This window comes from Gilliamella sp. N-G2 (assembly GCF_002142215.1).
GTDB lineage: Bacteria > Pseudomonadota > Gammaproteobacteria > Enterobacterales > Orbaceae > Gilliamella.
The window spans coordinates 39,216-52,913 of the sequence record NZ_NAST01000004.1 but is presented as its reverse complement, the minus strand read 5'-3'; the positions used below and the strand labels follow the sequence as shown (position 1 = coordinate 52,913).

The window sequence follows — 13,698 nt, the reverse complement described above, 5'->3', positions numbered from 1 at the left end:
TTCCATTTTAATCAAAATGTTATTTATCCTTTTGTTCTTCTAGCGGTATTTCATCATCTTGTAATTTTATTTCCAGCTCTACGAATGTAGTATACCCGGTAGCACTATTTAGTGTGTGCGTGCATCGGGTGATTGTCCATAAAGTTGAATCAATCTCTTTTTTAAATCCGCTAACTTCAACCGGCATTTCTGGGTACATATCCGGGCGGCCCTCGGCTAGATTGATGCTAAATTGTGAAGCCCCTCGCTGTAATTTTTCCCACTCATTGCGAGCCGCTCTATATGCGTTTTGTTTACTGGCATATGTATGTCGTAATATTTTTACGTTACCGTCTGCGCCGACCAATACACCATTGTCATTTGTTTGTTTATTCTGATTTTGTGTTTTATTCGGTTTTCTGGTGGCTTTTGCTTGTTGCTTTTTTTGCTGCCTATAATCAATCCAGTACGCTTTTACACCTGTATATGCTTTGCGATCAGCGATGGCAAATCGATGCTGATCACCAAGTTTTCTGGTAATTGTTGTCGTTGGTATATCTTTCCCATTTACTGTTTTTGCAATGCCTTTTTTGAACACTATTAGCATTCCATTTTTTAATGTTGCTGCGGCATTTAGATCATTACAGATGCGAGTTAAAAATGATGCGTCAGACTCATTTGTTTGATCTAAATGTGTAATACTTTCATCGCCTAAATTTTTATCGATTCGATAGTCTAAATTATGGCGTTTTGCTATCTCTGCAACGATTGCGTACAATGTAGTACTATCATAGCTTTTCTCGCGTTTTTCATTTAGCGAGTCACGAAGATTTGCGCTTTTGCCCCTGATTGATAGAACGTCGGGCGTGCCTGTGTGCTCGCACTCGTCAATGGTAAAAATATTTTGCAAAATTACATTGTCATTAAACCATCCCAGCGATACGCTAATTTCAATTCCTCGTTTTGGCAGCTCAAGGGCACCATCGCTATCATCTAATTCGATTGAGATTGAATCAGCATCTAACCCTCGGTTTTCTGTAATTTGCATTGATATCAAGCGTTTGTCAAAATTAGAAGTTATATCCTTGTTATCAATACTAATTGTATAAGCGGGTTGTTTCATATCATCCCTATGATGTCAGCAAACGGCAACCAGTCTGGCGGGTCAACCTTTGTTAGTGAAATGGTAAATTCAATTTTACGCGGAGCGCCATCTTTGAAAAATTCTGTTTTAGTTTTTTTTAGATTTGTCATTACAAAAAAACCAAGCGGAATCCCTGTTCCCTCTATCAATGGCCACGAATAACCTAAATCGGCCATTCTTTCAAGCCATGCCAAACTTAACCGGCCACCTGTCAGTTCTGGATATAAAACTCCTGACAGCGTAATAGTTTCATTATCCCGTCCGATAAATTGTAATGCTGACCGCTGATTAACGCGTGAGTTAGTGGGGTAACGCCAGTCCTTGTTCTCTTCTGCTGTTTGATAGGGTATTGTTTTTAAGCTGAAAACAAATAAGCCATAACACATCATCATATTAATCGATATCCCTTAAACTGTTTCTAAATTGTGCTGAATTGTTGCGATCGCGGCGATCAAGCTCTTTGATAACAAACCGCGCAATATCTTGTTCGTTCATGCCGGGGGAGGCATTGATGGTGATATAATATTGTGACGCATTAGAAGATTGGCTAAGCGGAACGCGTTTATCGATAACAACGCCACTTGGGATCGAAGTAATCTTATTTGCCAATTTACTTATTACTTTTGTCGCCGCAGGCTGAGTGCGATTGACGCCCTTTATATAACCGTCAACCGTATGATCGCCAAATTTAGCAAATACTCGCGATGGTGAATGAATGTCCAATGATTTTTTAAATTGGTTACTAATCCCATTACCCAGTTGATGTATAAATTGCAGTGCGGTTGATTGTTTATTTTCAATACCCCGGACGTAACCATCAACCGTGTATCCCCCGAATTTAGCGAATACGCGGGATGGTGAATGAATGTCTAATGATTTTTTAAATTTGCTACTTACGTTATTCCCGAGTTTGTTGACTGCTTTTAATGCGGTCGGTTGTCGTCGTTTAACGCCGCTAGTATAACCATCTACTGTAAATAAACCTAGCTTGGCTGTTGGTGATGCGTTCAATGCGGCTGCAAACCAATTGCCTACGCTGGCACCAAATCCGCTAACGGCATTTTTTGTTTGAGACCACTTATCCGAAATACCATCTTTTAAATTGTCAGCGATGCTTTGCCCTTTTTTCTTCCATTCTGCGACAATTCCATCCTCACCAAGTAATGCCTCTTTGAGCTCTTTAATTGTTTTCCCTATTCTCTCTGGAGTACCGGCAATGTAATCAATAATTTCCTTTATTTTCAAAAATAAACTTTTGAATTTTAATAGTACCCATCGAACGGCTCCGCCTACCGTGCGACCGAACGATTTTCCGGCGTTTTTGGCTTCTTTTAGTTCTTTTTTTGTTGATTTTACCGGAGTAAATAAACCTTTAAACCATTTTGTTAATTCATCGATTTTTTTACCAAACCATTTAAAGGTATCGCCAACGGCTTTAACAATAGGGTCGAGAAAAGAGAACTCTTCTCTAACCGGTTTTAATGCCTCTTTCAAACCTTCCCAAAAACCCGAGAAAAAAGCTTCTAATGGTTGCCAATATTTATAAATAGTGAGACCAACTGCAGCGATAGCACCCAAAATCCAACCAATGGGCCCAAGAACAATAAAAAGCCCTCTAAATGCAACAGATATAATGCCGGGGATGCGAGAGAACGAAAATAATGTCCGCCCTAAACCCAAAAAAGCACTACCAAACGATCTAATCGGTGAACCTGCGAATAATAGGAATCCTCGCCCCAGACTGGCGAATGATTTCACGGGTGAACGCGCTACAGTGATTAATGTTTTCCCTATACCGCTAATCCCTTTTTTTAATGATTTTATTGGTGAGCGCGTGAAATTTAATAACGTATTACCAACACCTTTAAATGCTCCGCCAAATTTTTTTGGGGCTTTAGATGTTTTTGCTAAAGAACGACCTAGGGATTGGATAGCTGAACTGGTTCTTTTGAATGGCGCTCCAACAAATGATAACATCGTTTTAATTAATGACTTGAATCCGCCACGAACAACTTTTGTTTTTATAAATAACCCGCCAAACTCTAAGCCTAGCCGGGATAATAAAAACCTTGTCATCAACATTGGACCGAATACAGTCATTAAAACTAGCGCAAATGCACCAAATGCCGCACTGACGATTGCTATACCTGTACCCAGCATTACAATAGCTTTTGAGAGGGCAGGGTGTTTTTTGAGGAACTCTCCAATTTTATGCAATACGTGAGTTAACCCGCGGACAGCATCACGTAACCATTCATTATTGTTTTCAAATAATTCTACGCTAATATTCTCAAATGCTGCGTGGAGCATTGTCATATCACCAGCAAGGTTATCCAGTTTTGTTTTTGCAACTCTGGCTGCTTCGCCATCATATTCCCCTTGCTCTCCACGCATTTTTTTCAAAAAGCCTGTTGATGCTTGAGTTAGCAAAACTTCAAATCCAGTTAAACCAATTTGCCCTGCAATTTGCTTATTTATACTTGCGCGTTGCACGTTACCCATGTGTTTGGTTGCTTCGGCAATCTCTGACATAATGTCAATAACATCGCGCATATTACCGTTTTTATCGGCAACTTTAACTCCCAGTTTTGCTACTGCGTTTGATGTTCCAAGTCGTACTAAAATCTGACGTAATGTTGTACCAGCTTGGCTTCCTTGAATGCCTGCATTACCCATTACAGCAGTTAGTGTTGAAATAGTCTCTAAGCTTTGTCCAAAGCTAGCGCCAACTCCTGCGCTATATTTTAAGGATTCACCTAGCATAGGAATATCAACATTATTGCGAGTAAACATAGCTGTTAGAACATCAGCAACGTGATCCATTTTTTCTGCAGGTAACCCCATAGCCATTTGAATATTTGATGCAATATCTGCTGTAGTGCCGAGATCAACATCACCAGCGGCGGATAGATTCAGCATGCCGGGCATTGCTTTTAATATTTGATCTGGGTTATATCCCGTTCTACCTAAGAAATATTGTCCTTGAGCAACTTCGCTATCAGTAAATTTTGATATGAGGGGTAATTGTCTTGCTTGCTGTCTTAATGCCAACATCCTTGGATCGTTTTTATTATCAATTCTTGTAACTGCTTGGGTTGCGCTCATGCTAGCGTCAAATTCATAACCCACATGAAGTAGGTTTTTTAATCCTCTAAACACGGTTCGGCCAGTTGATAGCGAGCCATACCCAACGGCACCGAGAACTGCCGCTCGTTGCATGCCGTTATCATATTTTGTTCTGATTTGGTTTAGTTTTGATTGACGCTGATTTAATTGTCGTAAACGCTCGGATTGCTGGTTAATGCTGTGATTTGTCGCTAGAATATTGTTTTTTAAATTTATTTGATGCTGTGCTAGATTTTTAGTGCTAATTCCTGATTTTTGCAATTCCTGCCTTAACGGCGTTAGCTTTTCTTTTAGCTTTTTAACTTCTATTGTCGCTGCGTTAAAGGCGTTTTGCAGTGATTTTGTGGGGCGCTGCGCGCTTTTCAACTCAAGCGCTAGTGATTTAGCTTTATTTTGAGCATCGCTAAATTGTTTTTTTAACTGAATAAATCCATCTACATTTTTTTGTGTATTATTTAATTGATTTAGCTTATTGCGTGTGTCTGTTAATTGCTGCGCCAATAGCTTGGCGCCATTTGTAGCGTTGCGAAGGGGACGACTAACTTTATCAGCCCCCATTAAATTTACATTTAACTGTAAGTTATTCATTCGCTCCGCTCCGTATTCGGGCCTGTTCTCGCCACTCCATTAACTCTGACAATGTAAAATCAAACATAGCAGATGGTTGCCAGTGAAATACCATCGCAACATCTGCGATCGCGTCCTCTACGCGGAGGGGAATTCCGTCGGGGCATTCTTCGATGTCTCTGACAAAAAACTGGCAATAACTTGTGTGATTTCAGATAAATCGATTAAATCGAGAGCAAAAACTTCATGCTCTGCGATTTGTGGGGTTGTAATTCGAGGCAGTACTTTAGCCAAAGAATCAATATCGAGCTCGATAAAATCCAGCAATTTAACCCCACGAAGATCTCCGGTTAGTGGTTTTCGAATTGTTAATTCACTAATAGTTGTTTTACCAGATTGGACCCCTGCTTTTAATTTAATTTTTTGTGTGTTTTGCATAGTGTTACCCTCATATTTTAGGATTTATGATAGCCCGTAAGGGCTATATTTTAGATTGGAAGTTAAATGCCGATTGCACGGCGGGCCTGTTCTAAACGATCTTTACCGCCGACTTTATCAATCATGTTAATAAAATCGATTTCTGTAATTTCCTCGTTATCGATAATCTCTTTATAGTAAGTGCATTGCGTGGTAATTTTGGTTGAGTTGCTCTCACCCTGTTTTAATTCACCACGATCATGTTCTTTATGGCGTCCATTGACGATGATTTCGACTTTTACAAAATCTTCGCTATCATCCTTTTGATAAGCTCCGGCAAATCGCAAAGTAACACCATTGATTAAACCGCCATGTTTTTTTAGTACTTGGTAAGCAAGGCCGCCAATTGACCATTCGACGGTTAAAGCGTCATCATCATAGCCAAGATCGATTGGAGCTACGCCGGGCATACCTCCTCCTCTATAATTTTCAAGCTTGCGTGTCAGTTTCGGCGGTGTAAATGATTCTATTTCCCCGATATATGAGGTCCCATCTACATAAACATTAAAGTATTTGAGTTTTTTTGGAAGTGCCATTGTTGATATCCTTAATTAGAAGCCACGGAGTTTGCCAGATCAACCAAATATTTGTCAGTGATTCGCTGGCGCAACATGAGATTTTCAAGAGGCGGGACAGGGGTGTAATCATAATCAATATATAATTTGCCGGCCTTTAGGATGTCTGGTGTATTTACCTCAGGGTCAAACCATGCTTTACCATCAACAATGTAGCCGTTAGATTTTAATTCGCGGAATTTGTTATTGATTGATTCAATTAAATCTTTGATTAATGACGCGTGCATTGGCGCATCAACTAACGCGAATTGTGCCTCGGCGATAGTGTCAGCTAACACTTGTGCGGTACGAGTGTAGTTTTCAAATGCAAAGAATGTGTCCGCTGAGCAAGTGCGAGATCCCCAGAAGCGATATCCTTGATTGCAAATTAAGGTAGTTACATCGTGCTCGTTTAAGTAATTTGAATCGGAGCTCTCCTCTTGCAGATCCCAAAATACATCGTTAGAAATGCCAGTGACGCCATTGACAGGAACATTTGATAATGTTTTATGCCAGCCAACTTTTTGGTCGATTTGGGCACGTAGACCTAACGCTCGCGCTGTCGCGGCTAAGGTAACATTTTGTTTTTGTGTGGTATCAAAACCGACAAAATCAGGCCAAATTACCATCGCCTCGCGCGCACCCAATTGATCGCGATAAAGCACGGCATCTTCTTTGGTTTTAGCCCCATAAGCTGAAACATAACAAAAGGCTCGCAATTTCTGCGCTAATGATATTAGCGCAGTAGCAACCGGCAAAGAGTCATAACCAGGCACGCCTAAAATGCGCGGCTTAACCTTCAATTGCGTTTGAGCTGAAAGCAGGGCCTTCATGCCAGTATATTTACCTTCGGCTGTTGTTGTACCAATGATATTTGCTGTAGTGTCTTCATCGGTTGCACCAGTTTCAACACGAACAACAACAATGACCGGTGAGCATTGATCTGCGATTGCTTCTAGTGATTGTTTCAATGTCCCAGTTGAACCGGCCTTACCGATTGCTGTATTGACGTTGGTAATCAAAACGGGTGTGTTAAGCGGGAAATACGTTGCATCGGCATCATCGCCAGTACAAACAATACCAATAACAGCTGTTGAAACTGTTCTGATTGTGCGTGCACCTTCGTTGATTTCTATGACCCTGACGCCGTGGTGGTAGTCATTTGGCATTTGTGTTCTCCAGTAAATTTGTGAATTACAAAATATAGGGGAATGTTTGCATATTGACGTTAAGGGTGTTAGTTGTTCGATTTGTGAAAGCTGAATTTACAACTTGCGTAAGTGAGCGGTGTATTTATAAATAAAGATATTCCAGATAATTGTGCTATATACTCAGAAAATTAATACAATTATCCAGAATAATAGTTCACAAATTGTTATTTTGGCTGTTTTGGCCAATCAATATTTGGCGCTTGTTCGATATCAATGCGATTAACTAGAACACGATATTTTTTCCATTCGGCGAGTAATTGTGTTTCTTGCTCACTGGCAATTTCTGATTCGACCGCATCTTGTAAATAACTGATTTGCGCTGTTGCTTCAGTAATAAGCTGAATTTTCTTAGCTGAAGCTTGATTGACTTCATATTGATGCTGCTTGCTGACATCTAATTGCCATTTTTTACCATCCCAGCTATCAAATTCACTGGTTGGTTTTAATGTTGTATAGCCATCAGGGATTTCACCCACTTCTTGCATGGTCACTTCCGCACCTGTTTCGATTGAGTAAATTGTCGTTCCACGAAAATCTTTTGGGTAAGTCCACTGTTGGCCATTGTGAATAATGGCTTGATTATCTTTAACGTTTTTCGGGGCTTCTAAGTAAGCATGAGCAGGTAAGCCAACGCCTATCGGTAAATATTGATAAGTGGTTTGTAAAAATTCACCTTTTGCATCAACGCTATAAATAATAGCCCAGCCAGCCGAAATTGTTAAACCGTTATCGTCTAATACTGCTGATTGTGGTTGTAATTCATATTTCATTATTTTTCTCCTTTATTCTGCTTTAACAATATACATAAATGCGACGTTAGAAGGACGGTTTTCGTTAGCTGTTGGTACAACTCGAGATGCGTCGAATGTGACACCACCAACACTGCCAACGTCGATGTGAGAAGGCGTATGATCAGCGTGTTTTTCAAAATATCTAAATGCGCCGGATGCGATCGGATCGGCGGCAAATGACTCAGAAATGGGTGATATTTCACCCCAGATATTTCTGATAGCATCGCCCTGATAACTCAAAATACCTCGATTCGGATCTAATCCAGAGCCGGTATCCAACCCTCTAATAAACACCCCTCTTAAATCTGGTAAATACCCCGATGGATATGCATTTGCTAATTTCGGAAATTTGCTTTTATCAAATGTTGAACCATTACACTCAAACCACCCTGCAGGCGGTTTGTTAGTGGGATATGGTAATGGAACACCGACAGGGATATAATTGTTAATGTTTGCTGTCGTGACAACCTCGTGTAGCTGTTGTTTGCCATTTATTGTTGCACATCTGAAAAAGATTCTTGGCAAAATATTTTGAACGACAGCTAGCATTTCAACACACCAATTTTTAGTTGTTGCAGGAAAAACAATTAGGCTAGCTGAATCATCCCGATTTTTAAATTCTGTTAGTTCTGGAAACTCAGTTGTTCGAGTTGCATAACATCCCCCTGGTAGTACTGGATTCGGATTATCTAACTGTGCGCCTGTAAATGAGCCTATACCATAGTCACCTTTTTTTATGAAAGATCCGCTATTCCCCGTCGTAATAACCTCATTCCACCCCTCCCAAGTTTTGGTACCTCCCCGATAGTTACGAATAAATTGTCGTGCATTTCTATATGTAGTATAAATTTGACAACATCCCGCACCATCGGCGCCATTTTTAAAAACTTGCAGAGTACCTGCTTCATTAATTGGGTAACCACGTCCTTCAATAGCTGATACATTGCGACCTTGATAATATATACCCTCGTTTGCCCCTGTCAGATCGTTTAAATTTATTGTTGTAAACAAGTCACCAAATGTTTGTATCGCATCACCATTTTTTAGCACTGATTTACCATTGATCGCTACGTCATCAATATATTGAAAATTCCATGAATTTGTAGTCGAATTGTAAATAAGTTTACTCAACCATTGTTTTTTTTCTGCATTATAAAAAACGTGTGAATAATTATCATCTGACGTTATAAGAGCCATTATATTTTTGTTGTCATAATTGATTTTCAGTCCATTTTTCGACAATATTAATTGCCCCGTCATGGTGTCACCCGTTTTTTTTACCGCTCCGTTTGCTAAATCATAGACTTTTTTGACAGCTAATGGTGTTGCAGCTTGGTTTTCGAGATTAGAATCAATAGCTGAATTTAATTGTACAAATCCTTCTGATGAGGTTGTTGCATTTGGATGATTAGTTGACTTTTCATGAGCTGTCATTTTAGAAGTAATCAAATCATCCACATATTGACGGGTCGCTAATACCACTGATGGGTCGATTTTAAGCGCCACAGCATTAACATTATCAACCACAATAATCATTCTAATCACTTGTGTGCGGCCGCTGCCTTCCGCTAATTTAGGTTTATAGGTAGTAGGGCAGTTACCGACGGCGATTAGATTACCTTCATCATCAAACAAGCCAATTTCATGAATAAACCAGCCCCCATCGGACTCAGGTATAACTTGTTCTGCAATAATTTGATTGGGGTTTTCTTTATCAATAAATAAGGTGTTGATAGCTGCACGTCTAACTTCGTGCACTAAATTGGTTTGGTTTGCATCTGGTTTAGGTATAATGCCATTACCATCTCCAACCGCCATTTGAGTTATTTTAAGCGGCACTCCCAGTGCGGTAGCATTAGCTAACAATACCGCCCCTTGTTTAGTCAAAATTGTATAGTAGGTTTGATTCATAATGTTATACTCATTGTATCGATTAAATGAATAGTTGCGCCAAAATGGCCTTCGGATTGTGTAATGATTGTTTCTGTAATGTAAGGATAAATGCTAATCGTGTTGCCATCATACGCCGATGCCCCTATCGTAGTGTTGCCAACCGTCATGATGTGTAATGCAAGCCCCACTAATTTGCGGGATACTGGTTTAACATCATCAATAATTCGGGTTAGTTCATCATATGACTCGTCAGTAATGCCGTCGTCTGATACGCCAACATCAATCGAAAAAGTGCCCGGTTCGGAATTTGTTTGCCACCACTCAGTAATATTTATTAAGTGCCCAAAAGGCTCAACAGCTCGTCGAATAGCTTCTTTAGTCCCTTTTAGTTGATGGATTTCAAATGCTTCTGCTATAACCTTTCTTTTAGTCTGTTCTGGCCATTTTTCATCCCAACGATCGACACTATATTGCCATGCCAAGTAAGGCAATAATTCATATGGACAGGTCATTGGATCCCATAATGACCGTAACGGGACAGGAGGGGTGCTAGCTATAGCTCGCGATAATTTCTTTTCCAACGCCGTCGCAGAGGGCGGTAATAACGTTTTATTCGTCATATCCCGCGACCTCTACCTTGTAGCTATTACAATAACTTGCCTGCTCACGATTGATCGGTATGTCGTGAGCGGGAGCTAATAGCTCGACACGTTGAACACCAACCACATGCAATGCTGAAATGATGGCGCTGCGATTAATACGTCGTCCAATTCGATGTTTTTCAGTGATATAAGCTTGTAAATTTTCAGTGGCGGCTTTTTTTATAGGTTCTGATTCTGGGCCGGGATATAAATATAGTTTAGCGTTGATTTGATAGTCAATTAATTCTACTGATTTGACAGTCACTCTATCAGCAACCGGGCGGCGATCATCTTGATTAACCGCTTTTTTAACTATTTCAACCAATTCATCCGAAGCTATACCATTATTATCACGGGCTAATATCGCTAATGTAACACAAGCGGGGAAGGGGCTTTCTGCGGCGGCATCTAATACTCGACCGTCTGCACTGCGAGCATAAAACTCATACGCCGCGCGAGGGCCGGCGACAGATAAACCCTCAAAGGCGGCCTGAATTCTCATTCTAAAATCGTCATCGGATTCCTTGATTTCTGAGATTGCTGGCGTAACTGTATCGTCCGCGGGTTGTACAATTAAGCGATAAACATTGAAATTAGCGCCCAGATTATCTAAATCATTGCCTCTGGAATGAGCAATCATGAGCGCGTGTGACGCTTCGTTAATGCGTTGACGTAAGATTAGCTCGTAATAAGCGCTTTCTTGTAACAGTTTAACAACGGGTTCACTTTCATATTGTAGTGTTTTTGCTACTTCTTGTTGCCGCTCAAATGGATAAAGCGATATAAATTTTGCTTTGCGCTGGTTATATAATGTTTCAAAATCTAATAATTCAACCACATCTGGCAAGGGTAATTTTGATAGATTTGTTAATGTGGCCATGCTATCACCTCAACATCGCTAGTAAATGATTGATTCGGTTTATCGGTGCGTGACCCAGTTATTTGCAGCGTTAATTTTTCTTTATCTGTTGAAACGTTGACAGCATCTAATTTAATTCTTTTTTCCCACTGATTTAATGCCATCACTGTAGCTGATATAACCCTCAACCGTGTTGCATCTGTATTTGGATTATCTAACAATAAAAAGAGTAATGAGCCATAGTCCCTGCGTTCAACTCGTGAGCCGATTGGCGTAATCAATATATCTTTAACTGATTGATTTATATGATCCATATCAGTTATTGTTCGTCCTGTTTTGCTATTCATGCCGATATAACTCATTTAGGTTTTCCTGTTGAATCACCACCGGCTTTAACGCCAATGTGGGTGTGAGAATCTAATACAATGCCATTTGATGATAATTGACCTTGTTTATGTATTACATTACCGGTTAGGGTACCTGTTCTGCCTTTTGCTCCTCCTCCACTAGCACTAAATGATTTGAACATTACATGATCACTACATTCAACTAGTGGGGTGTCAAGATGGATTTTTGCCCCTGCTTTTGCGGTAATTTGTTCACTGGCTTCAATCACGGCCGTTTTAATACCCTTGATTGTTAATTGGCTCGTTTCGGGTTCATATTCAAATGATGCGCCATCGGGAAATGTTACAAAATAACCATCTTCGGATTTAGCAGGTGCGGGGTTAGAGTTACAATATAAGCTAGGCAACACGCAACCTAAGGACAGGTTACCATTGGGGCTTAAAATGAATACTTGCTCACCAACGGATGGCCTCCACCATGTGCGGCTTTTACCCGCGCGATGGGTAAACCATGGCAACCATGCGGTAATTAATTCACCAGTACGGACTTTAACCCGATCGCCATTGGTTTTACAAATCACACCGGGGCGGATCAGGTTTTCAATTTTTCGTAAAATGTCGACTAGGTCGGCGGGATGATAACTTTGCATGGCGTTATCATTAATATTTATAGATAAACAATAAAGCTGACCGAGTTGTAAAAATTGTATTTACAACTTAGTGGCTAGATGTGCAACCGTGATTTGTTCAATCATCTTATAGTCGTGCTGATTAATACCGATCAAACGCCGTGAAGGGTACTTAATTGTCCAACTGTCGTTTTTGTTAACCCTTCCGCGCAATCCATAATGATGAATACGTGCGATGCGGGAGACCGAGCTAATAAATTGTACTGTTGCGCGATTACTGTTTGCCGCTGTGCGCAAAAATTTTGTTGTGCGTAATTTTGTAAACATTTTACGCCTAATTTTGCCCCTTTTTTTTATGAATTTTTGCTGTTTTCGCGGCTCGAATGAGGTACCGTCGGGTTGATGTTGAGCAATAATTCGTTTGCGATTGTTTTCTCTTAATCGCCTGGCAATTTCACGTGCGAGAATAGATCGATTATTGCTGCTTAATTGCGTCAATATGCCGCTCGCATAATCATGTAATTTATTTAATTCATCGGCCATATTTCGTTGATCCAATCTGGTCGCAGATCCGCTGGTGGTTCATCAATAACATGTTTATATTCAAGTCCTGACGTTCCACTTTTGACAATAACTCGCTCGGTTAGTTTTAATTCAATACTAACATCTGCTGTATTATTATTTAATTGCTCGACCTCAAATTTTATGGCCCCTTTTCTTAGTTCAGGATTAGCCATAAATTCCTGTTGATTAATATACATCCAGCTAATGATTGGTACCATTAAATAGTCGATAGGCTGATCATAATCAGTGATGATTAAATTAACTTGATACTCGTATTCAAAACTCAGCGATTTTGCGGCAGTTGCTGTGACGTCTCCATCGTCAATGAATATATGTAATTTTTCAGGATTGGTCTTGATAAATAAATTATTCTCCTCAAGAACTTTGCGAAGCTGATTAATTTTTTTCATGCTGAGCCTGTTGACATTGATAAATCATATCGATCTGTAATGCACATTGATGCCATGCTGTCAAAATATCCCTGTTGTCATCAATTAGGGTTCTATTATTTTTCAGGTTGTTTGCTGGCAGATAACATGGCGTTACGACTGGACAGCCAACCTTGATAGTCTTCACTTCCCGTGATTTCTGGACGTGAGTACAACCGCTTAATAGAAGCAGGCAAATCATTATTAGACCATTCGCGTAACTGTTCATTTTCATTTATAAGTTGCTCCAATTCTTTTTTATATTGACGATTTAATATATCAGCAGTTTGTAGTTGATTTCTTTGATTTATTAATTGTTGTTCATTGTTTCTATGTAGTTCGTCAAGCTCGATAAGTTGATTGTTTTTATAATCAATGATTCCGATCAGCTCCTCTTTGTCCTCTCTTAATGTTTCGTTATCAACATTTAATTGTTTATTTTTAGCTGTTAATTGACATAAAAATATAATTGATACGAAAAGTAATAA

At 39.8% G+C, this 13,698-nt stretch carries 16 protein-coding genes; all 16 read right to left on the bottom strand.

Features of this window, described 5'->3' with window-relative positions; translation table 11 throughout:
* Positions 1-19: 19 nt before the first annotated feature.
* Positions 20-1,102 carry a phage late control D family protein gene (locus B6C99_RS03225; protein WP_086358506.1) on the bottom strand — a complete coding sequence of 361 codons (1,083 nt, stop codon included), beginning with the start codon at positions 1,100-1,102 and terminating at the stop codon, positions 20-22.
* Positions 1,099-1,515, bottom strand: coding sequence for a phage tail protein (locus B6C99_RS03220; RefSeq protein ID WP_086358505.1), 417 nt, complete (start codon positions 1,513-1,515; stop codon positions 1,099-1,101). The genes B6C99_RS03225 and B6C99_RS03220 overlap by 4 nt, the downstream gene beginning before the upstream one ends.
* 1 nt (position 1,516) lies before the next feature.
* Positions 1,517-4,837 (bottom strand): phage tail tape measure protein, encoded by a 3,321-nt coding sequence (locus B6C99_RS03215; protein ID WP_086358504.1) that lies wholly within the window; start codon positions 4,835-4,837, stop codon positions 1,517-1,519.
* Positions 4,830-4,904, bottom strand: coding sequence for a GpE family phage tail protein (locus B6C99_RS13500; RefSeq protein WP_232356458.1), 75 nt, complete (start codon positions 4,902-4,904; stop codon positions 4,830-4,832). Before B6C99_RS13500 ends, B6C99_RS03215 begins: the two co-directional genes overlap by 8 nt.
* A 50-nt stretch (positions 4,905-4,954) precedes the next feature.
* The gene (locus B6C99_RS03205) at positions 4,955-5,254 is read right to left on the bottom strand and encodes a phage tail assembly protein (protein WP_086358502.1); all 300 of its coding nucleotides are present in this window, start codon (positions 5,252-5,254) and stop codon (positions 4,955-4,957) included.
* Between the two features lie 62 nt (positions 5,255-5,316).
* On the bottom strand, positions 5,317-5,829 hold the full coding sequence (locus B6C99_RS03200) for a phage major tail tube protein (protein WP_086358501.1): 513 nt from the start codon (positions 5,827-5,829) through the stop codon (positions 5,317-5,319).
* A gap of 11 nt (positions 5,830-5,840) precedes the next feature.
* The gene (locus B6C99_RS03195) at positions 5,841-7,016 is read right to left on the bottom strand and encodes a phage tail sheath protein (RefSeq protein WP_086358500.1); all 1,176 of its coding nucleotides are present in this window, start codon (positions 7,014-7,016) and stop codon (positions 5,841-5,843) included.
* A 206-nt stretch (positions 7,017-7,222) separates the two neighbouring features.
* Entirely contained in the window at positions 7,223-7,828 is a 606-nt protein-coding gene (locus tag B6C99_RS03190; protein ID WP_086358499.1) for a tail fiber assembly protein, read from the bottom strand.
* Positions 7,829-7,840: 12 nt separating this feature from the next.
* Complete coding sequence (locus B6C99_RS03185; protein ID WP_086358498.1) at positions 7,841-9,760, bottom strand: phage tail protein; 1,920 nt, start codon at positions 9,758-9,760, stop codon at positions 7,841-7,843.
* Positions 9,757-10,362, bottom strand: a complete 606-nt coding sequence (locus B6C99_RS03180; RefSeq protein WP_086358497.1) for a phage tail protein I — start codon at positions 10,360-10,362, stop codon at positions 9,757-9,759. Before B6C99_RS03180 ends, B6C99_RS03185 begins: the two co-directional genes overlap by 4 nt.
* Entirely contained in the window at positions 10,352-11,263 is a 912-nt protein-coding gene (locus B6C99_RS03175; protein WP_086358496.1) for a baseplate J/gp47 family protein, read from the bottom strand. The genes B6C99_RS03180 and B6C99_RS03175 overlap by 11 nt, the downstream gene beginning before the upstream one ends.
* Entirely contained in the window at positions 11,251-11,604 is a 354-nt protein-coding gene (locus B6C99_RS03170; protein WP_086358495.1) for a GPW/gp25 family protein, read from the bottom strand. Before B6C99_RS03170 ends, B6C99_RS03175 begins: the two co-directional genes overlap by 13 nt.
* Positions 11,601-12,239 carry a phage baseplate assembly protein V gene (locus B6C99_RS03165; protein WP_086358494.1) on the bottom strand — a complete coding sequence of 213 codons (639 nt, stop codon included), beginning with the start codon at positions 12,237-12,239 and terminating at the stop codon, positions 11,601-11,603. The genes B6C99_RS03170 and B6C99_RS03165 overlap by 4 nt, the downstream gene beginning before the upstream one ends.
* Positions 12,240-12,299: 60 nt before the next feature.
* Positions 12,300-12,761 carry a phage virion morphogenesis protein gene (locus B6C99_RS03160; RefSeq protein WP_086358578.1) on the bottom strand — a complete coding sequence of 154 codons (462 nt, stop codon included), beginning with the start codon at positions 12,759-12,761 and terminating at the stop codon, positions 12,300-12,302.
* Entirely contained in the window at positions 12,746-13,192 is a 447-nt protein-coding gene (locus tag B6C99_RS03155; protein WP_086358493.1) for a phage tail protein, read from the bottom strand. Before B6C99_RS03155 ends, B6C99_RS03160 begins: the two co-directional genes overlap by 16 nt.
* Positions 13,179-13,412 (bottom strand): Rz1-like lysis system protein LysC, encoded by a 234-nt coding sequence (gene lysC, locus B6C99_RS13635; protein WP_216819365.1) that lies wholly within the window; start codon positions 13,410-13,412, stop codon positions 13,179-13,181. Before lysC ends, B6C99_RS03155 begins: the two co-directional genes overlap by 14 nt.
* Positions 13,413-13,698 lie beyond the last annotated feature (286 nt).

What these genes read in the sequence shown, in the direction of transcription:
- B6C99_RS03225 (WP_086358506.1), bottom strand. Translation starts at nt 1,102, where the DNA reads ATGAAACAACCCGCTTATACAATTAGTATTGATAACAAGGATATAACT.
- B6C99_RS03220 (WP_086358505.1), bottom strand. Translation starts at nt 1,515, where the DNA reads ATGATGATGTGTTATGGCTTATTTGTTTTCAGCTTAAAAACAATACCC.
- B6C99_RS03215 (WP_086358504.1), bottom strand. Translation starts at nt 4,837, where the DNA reads ATGAATAACTTACAGTTAAATGTAAATTTAATGGGGGCTGATAAAGTT.
- B6C99_RS03205 (WP_086358502.1), bottom strand. Translation starts at nt 5,254, where the DNA reads ATGCAAAACACACAAAAAATTAAATTAAAAGCAGGGGTCCAATCTGGT.
- B6C99_RS03200 (WP_086358501.1), bottom strand. Translation starts at nt 5,829, where the DNA reads ATGGCACTTCCAAAAAAACTCAAATACTTTAATGTTTATGTAGATGGG.
- B6C99_RS03195 (WP_086358500.1), bottom strand. Translation starts at nt 7,016, where the DNA reads ATGCCAAATGACTACCACCACGGCGTCAGGGTCATAGAAATCAACGAA.
- B6C99_RS03190 (WP_086358499.1), bottom strand. Translation starts at nt 7,828, where the DNA reads ATGAAATATGAATTACAACCACAATCAGCAGTATTAGACGATAACGGT.
- B6C99_RS03185 (WP_086358498.1), bottom strand. Translation starts at nt 9,760, where the DNA reads ATGAATCAAACCTACTATACAATTTTGACTAAACAAGGGGCGGTATTG.
- B6C99_RS03180 (WP_086358497.1), bottom strand. Translation starts at nt 10,362, where the DNA reads ATGACGAATAAAACGTTATTACCGCCCTCTGCGACGGCGTTGGAAAAG.
- B6C99_RS03175 (WP_086358496.1), bottom strand. Translation starts at nt 11,263, where the DNA reads ATGGCCACATTAACAAATCTATCAAAATTACCCTTGCCAGATGTGGTT.
- B6C99_RS03170 (WP_086358495.1), bottom strand. Translation starts at nt 11,604, where the DNA reads ATGAGTTATATCGGCATGAATAGCAAAACAGGACGAACAATAACTGAT.
- B6C99_RS03165 (WP_086358494.1), bottom strand. Translation starts at nt 12,239, where the DNA reads ATGCAAAGTTATCATCCCGCCGACCTAGTCGACATTTTACGAAAAATT.
- B6C99_RS03160 (WP_086358578.1), bottom strand. Translation starts at nt 12,761, where the DNA reads ATGGCCGATGAATTAAATAAATTACATGATTATGCGAGCGGCATATTG.
- B6C99_RS03155 (WP_086358493.1), bottom strand. Translation starts at nt 13,192, where the DNA reads ATGAAAAAAATTAATCAGCTTCGCAAAGTTCTTGAGGAGAATAATTTA.
- lysC (WP_216819365.1), bottom strand. Translation starts at nt 13,412, where the DNA reads ATGATTTGCCTGCTTCTATTAAGCGGTTGTACTCACGTCCAGAAATCA.